16 protein-coding genes are annotated in these 15,363 nt (G+C 69.2%); 12 read left to right on the forward strand and 4 right to left on the reverse strand.

Going from position 1 to position 15,363, the window contains the following annotated elements:
* Positions 1-60: 60 nt before the first annotated feature.
* The 3 genes from ACGFI6_RS39595 to ACGFI6_RS39605 are packed head-to-tail and all read right to left on the reverse strand — an operon-like array spanning position 61 to position 2,071.
* Positions 61-579: a GNAT family N-acetyltransferase gene (locus ACGFI6_RS39595; RefSeq protein WP_393127833.1), complete on the reverse strand. Its 519-nt coding sequence runs from the start codon at positions 577-579 to the stop codon at positions 61-63.
* 44 nt (positions 580-623) lie between these two features.
* Positions 624-1,520, reverse strand: a complete 897-nt coding sequence (locus tag ACGFI6_RS39600; protein WP_393127834.1) for an RNA polymerase sigma-70 factor — start codon at positions 1,518-1,520, stop codon at positions 624-626.
* Positions 1,517-2,071: a carboxymuconolactone decarboxylase family protein gene (locus tag ACGFI6_RS39605; RefSeq protein WP_393127835.1), complete on the reverse strand. Its 555-nt coding sequence runs from the start codon at positions 2,069-2,071 to the stop codon at positions 1,517-1,519. Before ACGFI6_RS39605 ends, ACGFI6_RS39600 begins: the two co-directional genes overlap by 4 nt.
* 160 nt (positions 2,072-2,231) lie before the next feature.
* Between ACGFI6_RS39605 and argC the strand changes: the two genes are divergently transcribed.
* The 10 genes from argC (at position 2,232) to ACGFI6_RS39655 (ending at position 11,295) form a co-directional block, all read left to right on the forward strand.
* On the forward strand, positions 2,232-3,263 hold the full coding sequence (argC, locus tag ACGFI6_RS39610) for an N-acetyl-gamma-glutamyl-phosphate reductase (protein ID WP_393127836.1): 1,032 nt from the start codon (positions 2,232-2,234) through the stop codon (positions 3,261-3,263).
* Positions 3,260-4,462 carry a bifunctional glutamate N-acetyltransferase/amino-acid acetyltransferase ArgJ gene (argJ, locus tag ACGFI6_RS39615; protein WP_393127837.1) on the forward strand — a complete coding sequence of 401 codons (1,203 nt, stop codon included), beginning with the start codon at positions 3,260-3,262 and terminating at the stop codon, positions 4,460-4,462. The genes argC and argJ overlap by 4 nt, the downstream gene beginning before the upstream one ends.
* Positions 4,459-5,334: an acetylglutamate kinase gene (argB, locus tag ACGFI6_RS39620; protein WP_393127838.1), complete on the forward strand. Its 876-nt coding sequence runs from the start codon at positions 4,459-4,461 to the stop codon at positions 5,332-5,334. Before argJ ends, argB begins: the two co-directional genes overlap by 4 nt.
* Positions 5,331-6,533: an acetylornithine transaminase gene (locus tag ACGFI6_RS39625; RefSeq protein WP_393127839.1), complete on the forward strand. Its 1,203-nt coding sequence runs from the start codon at positions 5,331-5,333 to the stop codon at positions 6,531-6,533. Before argB ends, ACGFI6_RS39625 begins: the two co-directional genes overlap by 4 nt.
* Positions 6,530-7,465 (forward strand): ornithine carbamoyltransferase, encoded by a 936-nt coding sequence (gene argF, locus ACGFI6_RS39630; RefSeq protein ID WP_393127840.1) that lies wholly within the window; start codon positions 6,530-6,532, stop codon positions 7,463-7,465. The genes ACGFI6_RS39625 and argF overlap by 4 nt, the downstream gene beginning before the upstream one ends.
* Positions 7,462-8,016 (forward strand): arginine repressor, encoded by a 555-nt coding sequence (locus ACGFI6_RS39635; protein WP_393127842.1) that lies wholly within the window; start codon positions 7,462-7,464, stop codon positions 8,014-8,016. The genes argF and ACGFI6_RS39635 overlap by 4 nt, the downstream gene beginning before the upstream one ends.
* A gap of 69 nt (positions 8,017-8,085) precedes the next feature.
* Entirely contained in the window at positions 8,086-8,607 is a 522-nt protein-coding gene (locus tag ACGFI6_RS39640) for an RNA polymerase sigma factor (RefSeq protein WP_393127843.1), read from the forward strand.
* Entirely contained in the window at positions 8,604-9,188 is a 585-nt protein-coding gene (locus tag ACGFI6_RS39645) for a hypothetical protein (protein WP_393127844.1), read from the forward strand. Before ACGFI6_RS39640 ends, ACGFI6_RS39645 begins: the two co-directional genes overlap by 4 nt.
* 13 nt (positions 9,189-9,201) lie before the next feature.
* Positions 9,202-10,611, forward strand: coding sequence for an argininosuccinate lyase (argH, locus tag ACGFI6_RS39650; RefSeq protein WP_393127846.1), 1,410 nt, complete (start codon positions 9,202-9,204; stop codon positions 10,609-10,611).
* Positions 10,612-10,620: 9 nt separating this feature from the next.
* Positions 10,621-11,295, forward strand: coding sequence for a DNA-3-methyladenine glycosylase (locus tag ACGFI6_RS39655; protein WP_393127848.1), 675 nt, complete (start codon positions 10,621-10,623; stop codon positions 11,293-11,295).
* Here the strand turns inward: ACGFI6_RS39655 and ACGFI6_RS39660 are convergent.
* On the reverse strand, positions 11,292-12,239 hold the full coding sequence (locus ACGFI6_RS39660) for an LLM class flavin-dependent oxidoreductase (protein WP_393127850.1): 948 nt from the start codon (positions 12,237-12,239) through the stop codon (positions 11,292-11,294). The two genes, ACGFI6_RS39655 and ACGFI6_RS39660, sit on opposite strands and share 4 nt — an antisense overlap.
* A 109-nt stretch (positions 12,240-12,348) precedes the next feature.
* Between ACGFI6_RS39660 and ACGFI6_RS39665 the strand changes: the two genes are divergently transcribed.
* Both ACGFI6_RS39665 and tyrS read left to right on the forward strand, forming a co-directional pair.
* Positions 12,349-13,386 (forward strand): App1 family protein, encoded by a 1,038-nt coding sequence (locus ACGFI6_RS39665; RefSeq protein WP_393127852.1) that lies wholly within the window; start codon positions 12,349-12,351, stop codon positions 13,384-13,386.
* 60 nt (positions 13,387-13,446) lie between these two features.
* Positions 13,447-14,739 carry a tyrosine--tRNA ligase gene (gene tyrS / locus ACGFI6_RS39670; protein ID WP_393127853.1) on the forward strand — a complete coding sequence of 431 codons (1,293 nt, stop codon included), beginning with the start codon at positions 13,447-13,449 and terminating at the stop codon, positions 14,737-14,739.
* The last annotated feature ends 624 nt before the right edge of the window (positions 14,740-15,363 follow it).

Here is a 15,363-nt window from a genome sequence, read left to right on the forward strand (position 1 = left end):
CGCGGGCCGCCGCCTGAGCGCGCGGGACTACGGCAATTGTGATGGCCTGGGCGTCCGCGCCTACAGGTCCTGGACCAGCATGACCTCGTCGCGGTAGTCGCCCGGCGCGACCCGGACCGCGCGCGGATGGCGGCCGACGATGCGGTAGCCGAGCGGTCCGTAGAACTTGTCCAGGCCGAGCCCGTCGCGGATGGTCAGCTGGAGCTGCTCGAGCCCGAGGTCCACCGCCGATCCGCGCAGCCCCTCCATCAGGATCCGGCCCGCGCCGTTGCCCTGATGCTCCGGGTGCACCATCACCCGCAGCACCGTGCGCCAGTGCTGCTGCAAGGCGCCGGCCCGGGTCACCAGCATGCCCATCCCGACGTACCGCTCGCCGTTGTGCAGGACGCCGAGCAGATCGAGGCCGGCCGCGACCCGCCCGAGCGCGCCGTCGAGGTTCTCCGCGATCGCGTCCACCGGCGCCGGCGCGGTGTACCCCACCGCGCCGCCCGCGTTCGTCGCCGCCACCCACGTGTCCAGCAGGTCCGCCCGCACACCGGGATCGAGAGCCTCGTCCGGTTCTGCCACCAGATACTTCACCGCACCTCCATCTGCGACTGAGTTGCAGATAGCTTACGGCCAGATCAGTGCACGTGCTCCAGCTTGTCCGGGTTCCGAATGAGGTAGAGGTCGGTGATCCGGCCGTCGGTGCTCTTCAGGAACGCGACCGTGTCCGGCTCGTCACCGTCGTAGGCGACGTAGGCGGTCTCGCCGTTCAAGGTGCCCATCCGGATCTCGAACCCCGGGTTCTCCGCGAGCACCGCGAACAGCCACCGGGCGATCTTCTCGGCGCCCTGGATCGGCCGCAGCGCGGCGCGCTTCTTGCCGCCGCCGTCGCTGACCAGGACCGCGTCCGGTGCGAGCAGCGCGACCACCTCGTCGAAGTTGCCCGAGCCCGCGGCCTGCATGAAGCGCATCGTCAGCTCGTCGTGCCGCGCCTTGTCGACATGATGCCGCGGCTGCCGCGCGTGTACGTGCTCGCGGGCGCGATGCGCGAGCTGCCGGACGGCGGACTCCGACCGCCCGAGCGTGTCCGCGATCTCGTCGTACGGCAGATCGAAGACTTCGCGCAGTACGAACGTGGCCCGCTCGAGCGGCGACAGCGTCTCGAGCACGACGAGCATCGCCATGCTGACCGAGTCGGCCAGCTCGACTGCGGCTGCCGGGTCGTCGTCATCGGTCGCCAACGGCTCCGGCAACCAGGGACCGACGTACGACTCCCGCCGCGCCTTCTGCTCGCGCAACCGGTTGAGGGCGAGGCGGGTCGTGATCCGGATCAGGTACGCCCGCGGATCGCGGATGTCGGCCATGGTTCGGCGGTCGATCCGCGACCAGCGCAGCCACGCCTCCTGGACCACGTCCTCCGCGTCGCTGACGCTGCCGACGACCCGGTACGCCGCCCCGACCAGCACCTGGCGGTGCTCGGCGAACTCGGCGGCGAGCTGGTCAGCGGTCTGGTCGTCGGTCTGTTCGTCGGTCATTTGACCGGCCTCAGCTCGCAGGTCTCCTTGAAGCCCTGGCTGGTCAGACCGAGCGCAGCGTTCGTGCGGGACCGATAGTTCTCCAGGGAGATGAGCGACGTGAGCTCCACCAACTGTGCCTCAGTGAGGTCCGCCCGCAACCGCTCGACCTGCTCGTCGGTGACCTCCGGCGGGGTCGCCGTCATCGCCTCGGCGTAATCCATCACCGCGCGCTCCAGATCCGAGTAGACGTCGCTGTCCCGCCACCTTGGCACATCGCGCAGCTTGGCCTGCTCGACACCCTGGTGATGGAACTCCCAGTACCCGAAGTCCATGCACCAACTGCACCCGATCCGCGCGGACGTCACCATCACGGCGAGCGCCTTGAGTCCGGGATCCAGTGCCTTCCAGCGAGCTGCCGACCCCTCCATCAGCAGCATCGTGGTGAGCACCCGGGAGTTGTGCATCGCCGCCTTCCCGGGATCCAGTACCTGGCCGTACTTCCGCCGGCTGCCCCATTCGGCCAGCCGGACGAACAACGTCCGCTTGTGCTCCAGCCCGATCCGTGCCATCACGTCCTCCAGGGTTCGTCGTCGACCTCTTGGACACCTGGCGGGCGCCGGACTGTGACATGACCCGCGTCACAGCAGATTGCGTTCACGGCTGATTGGGTAGTGGAAGCTGCCGCGCTGCTGGTTGGATATTCATCCGGATCATGGCATACTCATTCACATGAGCCTGAAGGTGGCGGTGGCCGGTGCCAGCGGATATGCGGGGGGCGAGCTGCTCCGGTTGCTGAGCAGCCACCCGGGCGTGGAGATCGGCGCGCTGACTGCCGGCGGCAACGCCGGTACGGCGCTCGGCGTGCACCACCCGCACCTCGTGCCGCTCGCCGGGCGCACCCTGGTCGAGACCACGGCGGAGAATCTCGCCGGTCACGACGTGGTGTTCCTGGCCCTCCCGCACGGACAGTCCGCCGCCATCGCCGAGCAGCTCGGCGCTGACGTCACCGTGATCGACTGCGGCGCGGACTTCCGGCTGACCGAGGCCGAGGCGTGGATCGAGTTCTACGGCGGCGAGCACGCCGGCTCCTGGCCGTACGGGCTCCCGGAGCTCCCGGGGCAGCGGGACAAGCTCCGTGGGTCCAACCGCGTCGCCGTGCCGGGTTGTTACCCCACGGTCTCCACGCTGGCGCTGCTCCCCGCCGTGCAGGCCGGCCTGGTCGACGCGGCGCAGCTCGTGGTCGTCGCCGTGAGCGGTACGTCGGGCGCGGGCAAGGCCCCGAAGGCGCATCTGGTCGGCGCAGAGGTGATGGGGTCCGCGTCGGCGTACGGCGTCGGTGGCGTGCACCGGCATACTCCCGAGATCGAGCAGAACCTCACGCCGTACTCCTCGCAGCCTGTCAGTGTGTCGTTCACACCCGTGCTCGCGCCGATGGCCCGCGGCATTCTCGCCACGTGCAGCGCGCCGGTTGCCGAGGGCACCGACTATGCAGCACTCCGGGCGGCGTACGAGGACGCGTACGCCGACGAGCCCTTCATCCACGTGCTGCCCGAGGGGCAGTGGCCGCAGACGCAGTCCACCCTCGGCGCGAACACCGTGCAGCTGCAGCTCGCGCTGGACCAGCGCACCGGCCGCGCCGTCGTCGTGGCCGCCATGGACAACCTCACCAAGGGCACTGCCGGCGCCGCCGTGCAGTGCATGAACCTGGCCACCGGTCTCGACGAGACCCTGGCCCTGCCCCTCGTAGGAGTAGCCCCGTGACCGTCGCCGTCACACCCGCCACTCAAGTCGATCGGAGCGCCGGGGTCACCGCGCCGGCGGGTTTCCGCGCGGCGGGAGTGGTCGCCGGGATCAAACCAGCCGGTACGCCGGACCTCGCCGTCGTCGTCAACGACGGCCCGCACGACGTCGCCGCCGGCGTCTTCACCACGAACAAGGTGAAGGCCGCGCCGGTGCTGTGGTCGCAGCAGGTGCTGACCGCCGGCGCGTTGAAGGCCGTCGTACTGAACTCCGGCGGCGCCAACGCGTGCACCGGGCCGGAGGGTTTCCAGGACACGCACCAGACCGCGGAGAAGCTGGCTGCGGTGCTCGGAGTAGGTGCAGCTCAGATCGGGGTCTGCTCGACCGGCCTGATCGGTGAACGGCTCCCGATGGACCGTTTGATCCCTGGCATCTCTTCGGCCGTGGATGCCCTCGGCGACGGCCCCGAGCACGGTCTGGCCGCGGCGACCGCGGTGATGACCACCGACAACGTGCCGAAGCAGGCCGCGCTGAAGCACCCGGACGGGTGGAGCATCGGCGGCTTCGCGAAGGGCGCCGGCATGTGCGCGCCGAACATGGCGACGATGCTGAGCGTCCTCACCACGGACGCCGTGCTCGACCAGCCGCACCTCGACCATGCGCTGCGGAACGCGGTCGGCAAGACCTTCAACCGGCTCGACGTCGACGGGGGAACGTCGACCAACGACACGGTGCTGCTGCTCAGCTCGGGAGCCTCCGGGGTGACCGTGACGCCCGAGGACTTCGAAGCCGTGCTGACCGCTCTGGCTGCTGACCTGGTGAAGCAGTTGCAGAGGGACGCCGAGGGCGTCACCAAGCACGTCAGCATCACGGTGCAGGGCGCGGCCTCCGAGGCCGAGGCGCTGGCCGCCGCCAAGGTCGTTGCCGAGGACAACCTGTGCAAGACGGCGTTCTTCGCCTCCGATCCGAACTGGGGACGGATCGCGATGGCGGTCGGGAACGCGCCCACGGCGTTCGACCCGGCGCTGCTCGACATCACGCTGAACGGCGCCGCCATCTGTGTCGCCGGCGGCAAGGGCGTCGACCGTTCCGAGGCGGATCTGAGCGGTCTCGAGATCGACGTGGTCATCGACCTGCACGCGGGCGACGCGTCCGCGACCGTCCTCACCACGGACCTCTCACACGCGTACGTCGAAGAGAACTCGGCGTACTCGTCGTGAGTTATGCCGAAGCGGTTGAGAAGGCCGCGGTACTGACCGAGGCGCTGCCGTGGCTGAAGGAGTTCCACGGGAAGACCGTCGTGGTGAAGTACGGCGGGAACGCGATGGTCGACGAGAAGCTGAAGCGCGCGTTCGCCGAGGACATCGTCTTCCTGCGGTACTCCGGCGTCCGGGTCGTGGTCGTCCACGGTGGCGGGCCGCAGATCAGCGAGATGCTCGGCCGGCTCGGGATCGACAGCGAGTTCCGCGGCGGGCTCCGGGTCACCACGCCGGAGGCGATGGACGTCGTCGGGATGGTGCTCGTCGGCAAGGTCGGCCGCGAGTTGGTCGGGTTGCTGAACGCGCACGGCCCGTTCGCGGTCGGGATGTCCGGTGAGGACGCCGGCCTGTTCACCGCGGAGCGGCGGACGGCGACCGTCGACGGCGAGCAGGTCGACATCGGTCTGGTCGGCGATGTGGTCGAGGTCCGGCCGGAGGCGGTGATCGACCTGATCGACGCGGGCCGGATCCCGGTGGTGTCGACGATCGCGCCGGACGAGGACGGTCAGGCGCACAACGTGAACGCCGACACCGCGGCGGCTGCGCTGGCCAGTGCGCTCGGGGCGGAGAAGCTCGTCGTACTGACCGACGTCGCCGGGCTGTACCGCAACTGGCCGGACAGCGACGACATCATCACCCAGATCGACACCGGCGAGCTCGCCGAACTGCTCCCGACGCTCGCGTCCGGCATGGTTCCGAAGATGGAGGCCTGTCTGCGCGCGGTCGAGTCCGGGGTGTCGCGGGCAACCGTCATCGACGGCCGCGTCCCGCACTCGTTGCTGCTCGAGATCTTCACCGACGCAGGGATTGGAACCCAGGTGATCCCCTCATGACCGAACTGACCGCAGTCGAGGGTTCGCAGGCCGCGCTCACGTCGCGTTATTCGAGCGCGCTGATGAACACCTTCGGCCCACCGAAGCGCGTCCTGGTCCGCGGCGAGGGTGCGTACGTCTGGGATGCCGACGGCAACAAGTACCTGGACCTGCTCGGCGGGATCGCGGTGAACTGCCTCGGCCACGCGCATCCGTTCGTGGTGTCCGCGGTGACGTCGCAGCTCGCCACGCTCGGCCACGTGTCGAACTTCTTCGCCTCCGCGCCGCAGATCGCACTGGCCGAGAAACTGCTCGGTCTCTTCGAGACGCCCGGCAAGGTGTTCTTCACGAACTCCGGCACCGAGGCCAACGAGGCCGCGTTCAAGCTCACCCGGCGCACCGGCCGCACCAAGATCGTGTCCACCGTCGGCGCGTTCCACGGCCGGTCGATGGGCGCGCTCGCAGTCACCTGGAAGCCCGCGTACCGGGAGGCGTTCGCGCCGCTGCCCGGCGACGTGGAGTTCGTCCCGTACGGCGACGCGGAAGCGCTGGCCGCCGCGGTCGACGACCAGACCGCGGCCGTCGTGCTCGAGCCGATCCAGGGCGAGAACGGCGTGATCGTGCCGCCGGACGGCTACCTGCAGGCGGCGCGGCGGATCACGGAGGAGCACGGCGCGCTGCTGTGGCTCGACGAGATCCAGACCGGGATCGGCCGGACCGGGACCTGGTTCGGGTACCAGCCCTCGGGCATCACGCCGGACATCGTGACGGTGGCGAAGGGGCTCGGCGCGGGCATCCCGATCGGCGCCTGCATCGGGCTCGGCGCGGCCGCCGACCTGCTGCAGCCCGGCAACCACGGGACGACGTTCGGCGGCAACCCGGTCGCGGCGATCGCCGGGCTGGCGGTGCTGACCGTGATCGAGCGGGACGGGCTGCTCGCCCAGGTGAATGCCATCGGCAACCACCTCACCGCGGCGCTGACCGCGCTCGACCACCCGCTGCTCGGTGGTGTCCGCGGACGCGGGCTGCTGCTCGGCGTCCAGCTGACCAAGCCGGTGTCGGACCAGGTGGCGGCGCTGGCGCTGGAGGCCGGGTTCGTGGTGAACAATCCGATCCCGGACGCGTTGCGGCTGGCGCCGCCGTACATCCTCAGCAAGTCTGATGCAGACAGCTTCGTCGCGGCCCTCCCGGGCCTGCTCGACCAGGTGGAGGCCCCATGACCGTGCGGCACTTCTTGCGGGACGACGATCTCTCGCCGGTGGAGCAGGACGAGGTCCTGACGCTGGCTGCGCAGCTGGCGGGGGACCGGCAGGGGCACAAGCCGCTGGCCGGGCCGAAGACCGTCGCGGTGATCTTCGACAAGACGTCCACGCGGACCCGCATCTCGTTCGCGGTCGGGATCTCCGAGCTCGGTGGCGTACCGCTGATCATCGACGCGCAGACATCGCAGCTCGGCCGGGGGGAGCCGATCGCGGACACCGCGCGGATCCTCGACCGGCAGGTCGCGGCGATCGTGTGGCGGACGTTCGGTCAGTCGCGGATCGAGGAGATGGCGGCAGCCTCGTCGGTACCGGTCGTGAACGCGCTGACCGACGAGTTCCACCCGTGCCAGATCCTCGCGGACCTGCAGACCGTCCGGCAGCACAAGGGCTCGACCGCCGGGCTGAAGCTGGTCTACCTCGGCGACGGCGCGAACAACATGTCCCACTCGTACCTGCTCGGCGGCGCCACCGCCGGGATGCACGTCGTGGTCGGCTCGCCTGCCGACTACCAGCCGGACCCTGCGATCCTCGCGCGCGCAGCGGAGATCGCCGCGTCGACCGGCGGATCAGTTGCCTGGACGGCGGACGAGGTCGCCGCGGTCGACGGCGCCGATGTCGTTGCCACCGACACCTGGGTGTCGATGGGCCAGGAGGACGAGGCCGCGGACCGCGAGGCGCCGTTCGTCCCGTACGCGGTGACCGAGCAACTGCTCGCGAAGGCGAAGCCGGATGCGATCGTCCTGCACTGCCTGCCCGCCTATCGTGGCAAGGAGATCGAGGCGGCCGTGATCGACGGCCCGCAGTCGGTCGTCTGGGATGAGGCCGAGAACCGGCTGCACGCGCAGAAGGCGCTGCTGTCGTGGCTGCTGGCAAGGAGCTTTGAGGCATGAGTATTGCCGTACCGACTACCAAAACTGCGCGGCAGCAAAGGATTGTTGATCTGCTGGGCAGGCAGCCGGTGCGGTCGCAGACCGAGCTGGCCGATCTGCTCGCCGCGTCCGGCCTGGTGGTCGGGCAGGCGACGCTGTCGCGGGACCTGGTCGAGATCGGTGCGGTGAAGGTCCGCGATTCCTCGGGGCAGCTCGTGTACGCCGTACCGGGCGAAGGCGGTGACCGTACGCCGCGGGCCGGCGAGGCCGCCGCGTTCGAGGCGAGGCTCGCCAGGGTTGCGTCCGAGCTGCTGGTCTCCGCCGAGGGCAGCGCCAACCTGGTGATCCTGCGAACCCCGCCGGGAGCGGCCCAGTACTTCGCGTCGGCGATCGACCACGTGGGACTGGACGACGTTCTCGGCACCATCGCAGGCGACGACACGGTGATGATCGTGTCCCGCAACCCGACCGGCGGCGAGGCCCTGGCAGCCCGCTTCCTGAGCCTGGCCCAGCGCGCCGAGGCCAGGCCGGACCGTCCGGCGCAACCCCTGAAGGACCTGACGGACGACTAGCGCGAACGCTGCGGGCCCCTTCCGCCAAGTAAGGACCGAAGGCATCGTGCCTTGGAGGGGAGGAGGGGCATGGACGACTGGTTCGAGGCGCTGGTCCAGGAGCACGGGACCGCGATCCACGCCTACCTGATGCGCCGGAGCGGTGTCGCGGACGACCTGCTCGGCGACGTCTGGGTGGTGGCGTACGGCGCGCGTTCGTCGTACGACCCGTCGCTGGGGTCTGCCCGGGCGTGGCTGTTCGGTGTCGCCCGGCACGTCCTGCACGGGTACTACCGCAAGCACCGCTTCCGAGTACGACGTCTCGTCGACCGGCCGTTCGACGAGACCGCCGCCGTCGACGCCCGCCTGGACGCGGAGGCCTTGGGGCCGGCACTGCGGACGGCGATGCGGGAGCTGCCGGCCGCCGAACGTGAACTGCTGCTCCTGGTCGCGTGGGAGGACCTGACCCCGACCGAGGCCGCCCAGGTGCTCGGTATCCCCGCCGGAACCGCACGATCCCGGCTCCACCGCGCCAGACAACGTATGGACGAACGCCTGTCCGGGTCGTCCCGAACACCGGACGACCGGAAGCGACAGGAGGCTGACCGATGAACACCACCGACCACTGGGACGAGCTCAAGTCCGCGGGCCGGGTGCCGCCGCCGTCGCCCGAGACACTTGCCCGCGCGGTGAGCCGGCTGGAGAGCAAGCAGCGTGCGCCCCGAACGCTGGTCGCCGTACTCGCGGCAGCAGCAGCGACAGCTGTGGTGAGCGGCGGGATCGCAGCCGTCCAGGCGGGTTCCGGCTCGGTCGCCGGGCGCCCGACAGCCGTGATGACGATCCCGGGGACGGGTGTCGCCGGGCCTTGCTCGTACGTCGAGTCGGCGGACGTGCTCGGACACCAGCCGTTCGCCTTCGATGGCAAGGTGTTGTCCACAACGCCCGCGAAACCGTACGGCCGCCTCCCGACGTACACGGTGACGTTGAAGGTGAACGAGTGGTTCACCGCGAACCCGACGTCCCGGCGAGTCGTCCTGGCGATGTACGACACCCCGGGCAGAAAGGACCTGCCCTACGCGGTCGGGAGCAGGCTGCTCGTCACCGCGGACACAGGTCATTCGAGCGCGTGCTGGTTCGTTCGGCCGTACACCCGCGGTGACGCCTCGACCTGGCGGAAGGCCTTCGGTAAGTGACTGAGAGGATGTTTTGGTGAGTTCAGGTGAGAGTGCGGCCCTGTGGGGCGGACGGTTCGCAGGCGGTCCGGCCGATGCGCTGGCGGCGTTGAGCAAGTCGACACACTTCGACTGGCGGCTCGCGCCGCACGACATCGCGGGGTCGAAGGCGCACGCCAAGGTGCTGCACCGTGCGGGGCTGCTGACCGACGAGGATCTGGCGGCGATGCTGGCGGGCCTCGACGGTCTGCTGGAGGACGTGCTGTCCGGGAAGTTCCTCCCGGCCGAGGAGGACGAGGACGTTCATACGGCGCTGGAGCACGGGCTGCTGGTTCGGCTCGGGGCGGAGCTGGGCGGCCGGCTGCGCGCCGGCCGGTCGCGGAACGACCAGGTCGCGACACTCTTCAAGAGCTACCTGCGTGAGCACGGCCGGATCATTGGGCAGCTGCTGCTGGAGCAGGTGAACACGCTGGCCGATCAGGCGTCGCAGCACCTCGGGGTCGCGATGCCGGGCCGGACGCACCTGCAGCACGCGCAGCCGGTGTTGCTGTCCCACCATCTGCTCGCGCATGCATGGCCGCTGATCCGGGACCTGGACCGGCTGGCCGACTGGGACGCTCGGGTCGCGGCGGATTCGCCGTACGGCTCGGGGGCGTTGGCGGGCAGTTCGCTGGGGCTGGATCCGGTCTTCGTCGCGCGCGAGCTCGGCTTCACGAACTCCTCGGCGAATTCGATCGACGGCACGTCGTCGCGGGACTTCGTGGCGGAGTTCGCGTTCGTCACCGCACAGATCGGGATCGACCTGTCCCGGCAGGCCGAGGAAGTAATCCTCTGGGCGACGAAGGAGTTCGGCTTCGTCGAGCTGGACGACGCGTTCTCGACCGGGTCGAGCATCATGCCGCAGAAGAAGAACCCGGACATCGCGGAGCTGGCCCGCGGCAAAGCCGGCCGGCTGATCGGGAACCTGAGCGGTCTGCTCGCCACGCTGAAGGCGCAGCCGCTCGCGTACAACCGGGACCTGCAGGAGGACAAGGAGCCGGTCTTCGACTCGATCGACACCCTCGAGGTGCTGCTGCCCGCGTTCACCGGCATGATCCGTACGCTGCGGTTCAACGCGGAGCGGCTCGAGGAGCTCGCGCCGCAGGGCTTCTCGCTGGCGACCGACATCGCGGAGTGGCTGGTCCGCCAGAAGATCCCGTTCCGGGTCGCACACGAGCTGGCGGGCGCCTGCGTCCAGGAGTGCGAGAAGCGCGGCATCGAGCTCTGGGACCTGACCGACGCCGACCTGGCCGCGATCTCGCCGGACCTGACCCCCGAGGTACGCACGGTCCTCACCGTCGAAGGCTCCCTTGCCTCCCGCAACACCCGCGGCGGCACCTCCCAGGACCAGGTCACTGCTCAACTCGCCGAGCTGCGCGCTCGGGTTGCTCAGCACACCACTTAAAGTTCTGGCATGCGGCGCTCACTTCTTGCTGGTCCTGTGCTCGAGGTGGCGCCGAAGCTGCTCGGCATGGTCCTGCGCAGCACCACCGACGAGGGAACGGTCGCCGTACGCCTGACCGAGGTCGAGGCGTACGACGGCCCGAACGATCCCGGCTCGCATGCGTACCGCGGCGAGACCGCCCGGACCGCAGTGATGTTCGGCCCACCCGGCTTCCTGTACGTGTACTTCACCTACGGGATGCATTTCTGCATGAACGTCGTGGCCGGCCCCGACGGCACACCCTCGGCGGTCCTGCTGCGCGCCGGCGAGGTCGTCGAAGGTCACGAACTCGCGCGCAGCCGCCGCGGTGTGCGTGCGCCCCAGAAGGTCGCCTTCAACCAGGCCGCCGGTGTGCGCAAGGGACCTGTGGTGAAGCGCCCGGCCGCAAACCCCGACCGTGACCTGGCGCGTGGACCGGCCCGGCTGTGCGTTGCCCTCGGCATCGAACGGGAGGGCAACGGCGTCGACCTGCTCGCGAAGGACTCACCCGTCCGGCTCACTGACGGCCCGGGGTACGACGGCGTACCAGCCACCGGCCCGCGGGTCGGCCTCCGCGAAGCCGCCGACCGCCCGTGGCGCTTCTGGATCCCGAACGACCCGACCGTCTCGCCGTACCGCCCGCACGTCCCGAAGAAACGCGGCTAACGCTTCGCCAGCTCCAGCACGTAGTCGAGCTGCGGAAGCCCGTGCTCCACCTCCGGATCCGGGAACAGCCCGACGTGGTGCACCCCGGCCGCCTCGAGCTGGTCGAGGTGCGCGGCCGCGTCCTCGAGCGTGCCGATCGCGCCGATCGCCGTCCACCAGTCGCTCGGTATCCCGACCAGCCCCGCGGCGCCCGATTCCTCGTACACCTTCTGCAGCTCGTCGAAGAACGGCAACGCGGTCACCTGCGGAGCACGCGCATCGATCCGCCAACCCAGCCACGGCGCCGTCCACTCGTACGCCGTCCGGCGGTCCTCGCGGACGCACATCGCCGCGAACCCGGCGACCACGAACCCGTTGGGCGATCCCGCGTACTCGACCGACTGCTGCACGTACGCCGCTGTGGCAGGCTCGGCGAGCACGACACCACCCGCGACCCGGCCGGCCAGCGCCATCGACTTCGGCCCCTGGACGCCGAGCAGGATCGGCGGCGCCGCCGCCGGCGGGGCATCCAGCTTCACCTTGTTGAGCGTGACCGTGGTGCCCTCGAAGCTGACCTCCTCGCCCGCGAGCAGCCGGGTGACACTGGTGGTGACCTCCTCGAGGGCCGTCAGCGGCGACTTCGGCCGGACGCCCATCTGCCCCATCCAGGACTGCACGCCATGACCGATCCCCGGCAGGAACCGCCCCGGCCCGAGCGCTTCCAGCGTCGCGAACTCCATCGCCGTCACCGCCGCCGTACGGACGACGGCCGGCACGATCCCGAGCCCGACGGTCAGCCGCTCGGTGGCCGTCAGCGCGGCCGACACCAGTGACGGGCCGGCGGTGAAGAAGCAGTCCTCGATGATCCACAGCTCGTCCGCGCCACCGCGGTCGAGTCTTCGCGCGACGTCGGTGACGAGCGCGGCCGGGTACGTACGCGGGAAACACATGCCTATGGCCGTCATGAGCAGACCGTAGGTGATGCCGCCGACAGTTCGTGAAGGACGCGTCAAAGCTGTCCGCGGACCGCGGGGGAGGACGACTAGCGGCCCGTGCTGCGGGTAGGTTTCTGGTATGGCCCGTCCGCACTACTCGTCGCGTCTCGAGGACTGGTTCAACGTCGGGGTGCAGGCGGTGCTGCGGCGGCGCGGCTGGCAGGAACGGATCATCCCGCAAGTCGGATACGGCAACACCGAGTTCGTCCGCGTGCTCGCGCGCGTGGTGCTCGGCCGGGACCCCCGCAACCAGCCGCGGTACGACGAGGATCAGGTGGTGCGCGGCTGGCGCGCGTTCGTGACGGCACCCGCGGTGAAGGTTCCGGTCACCGTGACCGTCAGCGGGCAGACGTTCGACGCCGTCACCGATCGGGGCGGCTTCATCGACCTGACGGTGCCCGTGGTGCTGCCGCCGGGGTGGCACGAGATCGTCCTGGGGGTGCACGGCGACCGCAGAGCGCGGGCACCGATCTTCGTCCCGGATCCGGACGCCACGTTCGGTCTGGTGAGCGACATCGACGACACGGTGATCCTGACGATGCTGCCACGGCCGATGATCGCGGCCTGGAACACGTTCGTCCGCGACGAGCAGGCGCGCCGCGTCGTCCCTGGCATGGCAGGGCTGTACGACGAGCTGCTGGCGGACCACCCTGGCGCGCCGATGTTCTACCTGTCGACGGGTGCGTGGAACACCGCCCCTACGCTCACCCGGTTCTTCGCACGGCACGGGTACCCACCGGGGCCGTTGCTGATGACGGACTGGGGGCCGACCAACACCGGCTGGTTCCGCAGCGGGCAGGAGCACAAGCGGACTGCGCTGCGTCGGCTGGCCCGTGAGTTCCCGAACGTACGGTGGGTGCTGGTCGGTGACGACGGGCAGCACGACCCCCAGTTGTACGGCGACTTCGCGCAGACGCACCCGGACCACGTGCTGGCCATCGGCATCCGCCAGCTGACGCCGGCCGAGCAGGTGCTGTCGCACGGTCTGCCGGTGCCGAACGCGGACCCAGGTGCTCACGACCCACACCGGCCGACAGCGGTCACAGTGCAGGGGCCGGACGGACATGCGCTCCGTCCGCAGTTGCGTCAGGTGCTCACGCGTCCGGAGACCACCTGAGCGGTGCCTGCTCGCCGTACAGGACACTAGTACTGACCGACGTACGCGAGGAGAGAACTAGTGACCGAACGCCGCACTCAGGTGCTTGACGACCTGGAGAGCCGTGGCCTGATCGCCCACTCCACCGATCCAGACGCCCTCCGGGCCTCGATGGCAGCGGGACCGATCACCTCCTATGTCGGTTTCGACCCCACCGCGCCCAGCCTGCACATGGGGAACCTGCTGCAGCTGCTGACGCTGCGGCGGCTCCAGCTGGCCGGCCACAACCCCATCGGGCTCGTTGGTGGCGCCACCGGGTTGATCGGCGACCCCAAGGAGACCTCCGAACGGGTCCTGAACCCCAAGGACATCGTCCACGAGTGGGTCGAGCGGGTGCGCGGTCAGGTGGAGAGGTTCGTCGACTTCGACACCTCCCTGCCGAACCCGGCCCGGATCGTCAACAACTTCGACTGGACCAAGGACCTCAACACGCTCGACTTCCTGCGTGACATCGGGAAGCACTTCCCGGTGAACCGGATGCTCGGCCGCGAGGTGGTGAAGGCGCGGCTGGAGCAGGGGATCAGCTACACGGAGTTCAGCTACGTACTGCTGCAGTCGCTGGACTTCCTCGAGCTGTACCGGCGGCACAACTGCACACTGCAGACCGGTGGCAGCGACCAGTGGGGGAACCTGACAGCCGGCGTGGAGCTCATCCGTCGTACGGACCAAGGCAAGGCGCACGCACTGGCCACGCCACTGGTCACCAAGGCAGACGGGACCAAGTTCGGGAAGACAGAGTCGGGAACCGTCTGGCTGGACCGGGAGCTGACTTCGCCGTACGCGTTCTACCAGTTCTGGTTCAACAGCGACGACCGCGACGTGATGCAGCTGGTGCGGTTCTACACGTTCCGTACGGCGGAGGAGCTCGCCGCACTGGAGCAGGCGACTGCTGAACGCCCACAGGCGCGAGAGGCGCAACGGGTGCTGGCAGAGGACGTGACGACGCTGGTGCACGGGGCTGAGGAGACTCGGCGCGTACAGGAGGCGTCGAAGGCGCTCTTCGGCCAGGGGGAGTTGGGGGCGCTCGATGGCTCCACCCTTGTCGCGGCGCTCCGTGAGGCACCGCATGTGGAGCTCGGCGCCGGTGAGCAGATGCCGACGTACGGGGACCTCCTGGTGAAGTCCGGGTTGGTGGCGAGCAAGTCGGCTGCCCGGCGGACCGTTGCTGAGGGCGGCGCGTACCTGAACAACGAGAAGGTGAAGGACGCGGAGTACGTACCGGCCGCTGACGACCTGCTGCCGGGGGGCGTGCTCGTGCTGCGGCGCGGGAAGCGTTCGTTTGCAGGGGTTGTGGCTTCGCCGGCGCAGGCCTGACGGCGCGCAGGTGCGTCCTGGCGGCTGCTCATGGGCTGCTCGTCGGTGCTCGGACGTGGGGTGGTCTGCACTCCCACATCCGGGTTGCCGAAGGCAAATTACAAGCCTGTGATTCAGACCACCGGGGGCCGATTTGACCGGCCACCTGGGATCCACGTAATGTTCTTCTTGTTGGAAGCGAGTGCGGGACGCGAAAGCGGCCGGTCGCTCCAAAACCCCCAAAGGCTAACGCAGTCGGAACGTGTCCTCGGACTCGGGTCGGCCAGCAAGACGCGGGTGGGGATCGAGAAAAACTGGGACTTGACCCGGTGGATCTGATCCGGTAGAGTAACGCAGGTTGCCCCGGGAGCCTGGCTGCAAGGCCAAGCTACGGTGAGCGTCCGATTCTTGAGAACTCAACAGCGTGCCGAAAGTCAATGCCGAAATGCATTAACCCTGACCACAGGCGTTGAATGACTTTTCCTAGCCCCCCAGGTTTCCTGGTGTGGGTCGGGTGGTTGTTTGTCTGTGGCAGATTCCTTTGAAATTAATACGGATGACAAGCCAGTTATTGGTTGTTTCTGATTCAAAGGATCGACTGAAGTTGTCGACTCACGGTCTTTGGACTGTTTGTCATATTTTTCA

It is taken from the genome of Kribbella sp. NPDC048928, assembly GCF_043197975.1.
Lineage (GTDB): Bacteria > Actinomycetota > Actinomycetes > Propionibacteriales > Kribbellaceae > Kribbella.

Excerpts from the sequence above, each read along its gene's own strand:
- ACGFI6_RS39600 (WP_393127834.1), bottom strand. The coding sequence starts at position 1,520 with ATGACCGACGAACAGACCGACGACCAGACCGCTGACCAGCTCGCCGCC.
- ACGFI6_RS39605 (WP_393127835.1), bottom strand. The coding sequence starts at position 2,071 with ATGGCACGGATCGGGCTGGAGCACAAGCGGACGTTGTTCGTCCGGCTG.
- argC (WP_393127836.1), top strand. The coding sequence starts at position 2,232 with ATGAGCCTGAAGGTGGCGGTGGCCGGTGCCAGCGGATATGCGGGGGGC.
- ACGFI6_RS39625 (WP_393127839.1), top strand. The coding sequence starts at position 5,331 with ATGACCGAACTGACCGCAGTCGAGGGTTCGCAGGCCGCGCTCACGTCG.
- argF (WP_393127840.1), top strand. The coding sequence starts at position 6,530 with ATGACCGTGCGGCACTTCTTGCGGGACGACGATCTCTCGCCGGTGGAG.
- ACGFI6_RS39635 (WP_393127842.1), top strand. The coding sequence starts at position 7,462 with ATGAGTATTGCCGTACCGACTACCAAAACTGCGCGGCAGCAAAGGATT.
- ACGFI6_RS39640 (WP_393127843.1), top strand. The coding sequence starts at position 8,086 with ATGGACGACTGGTTCGAGGCGCTGGTCCAGGAGCACGGGACCGCGATC.
- ACGFI6_RS39645 (WP_393127844.1), top strand. The coding sequence starts at position 8,604 with ATGAACACCACCGACCACTGGGACGAGCTCAAGTCCGCGGGCCGGGTG.
- ACGFI6_RS39655 (WP_393127848.1), top strand. The coding sequence starts at position 10,621 with ATGCGGCGCTCACTTCTTGCTGGTCCTGTGCTCGAGGTGGCGCCGAAG.
- ACGFI6_RS39660 (WP_393127850.1), bottom strand. The coding sequence starts at position 12,239 with ATGACGGCCATAGGCATGTGTTTCCCGCGTACGTACCCGGCCGCGCTC.
- ACGFI6_RS39665 (WP_393127852.1), top strand. The coding sequence starts at position 12,349 with ATGGCCCGTCCGCACTACTCGTCGCGTCTCGAGGACTGGTTCAACGTC.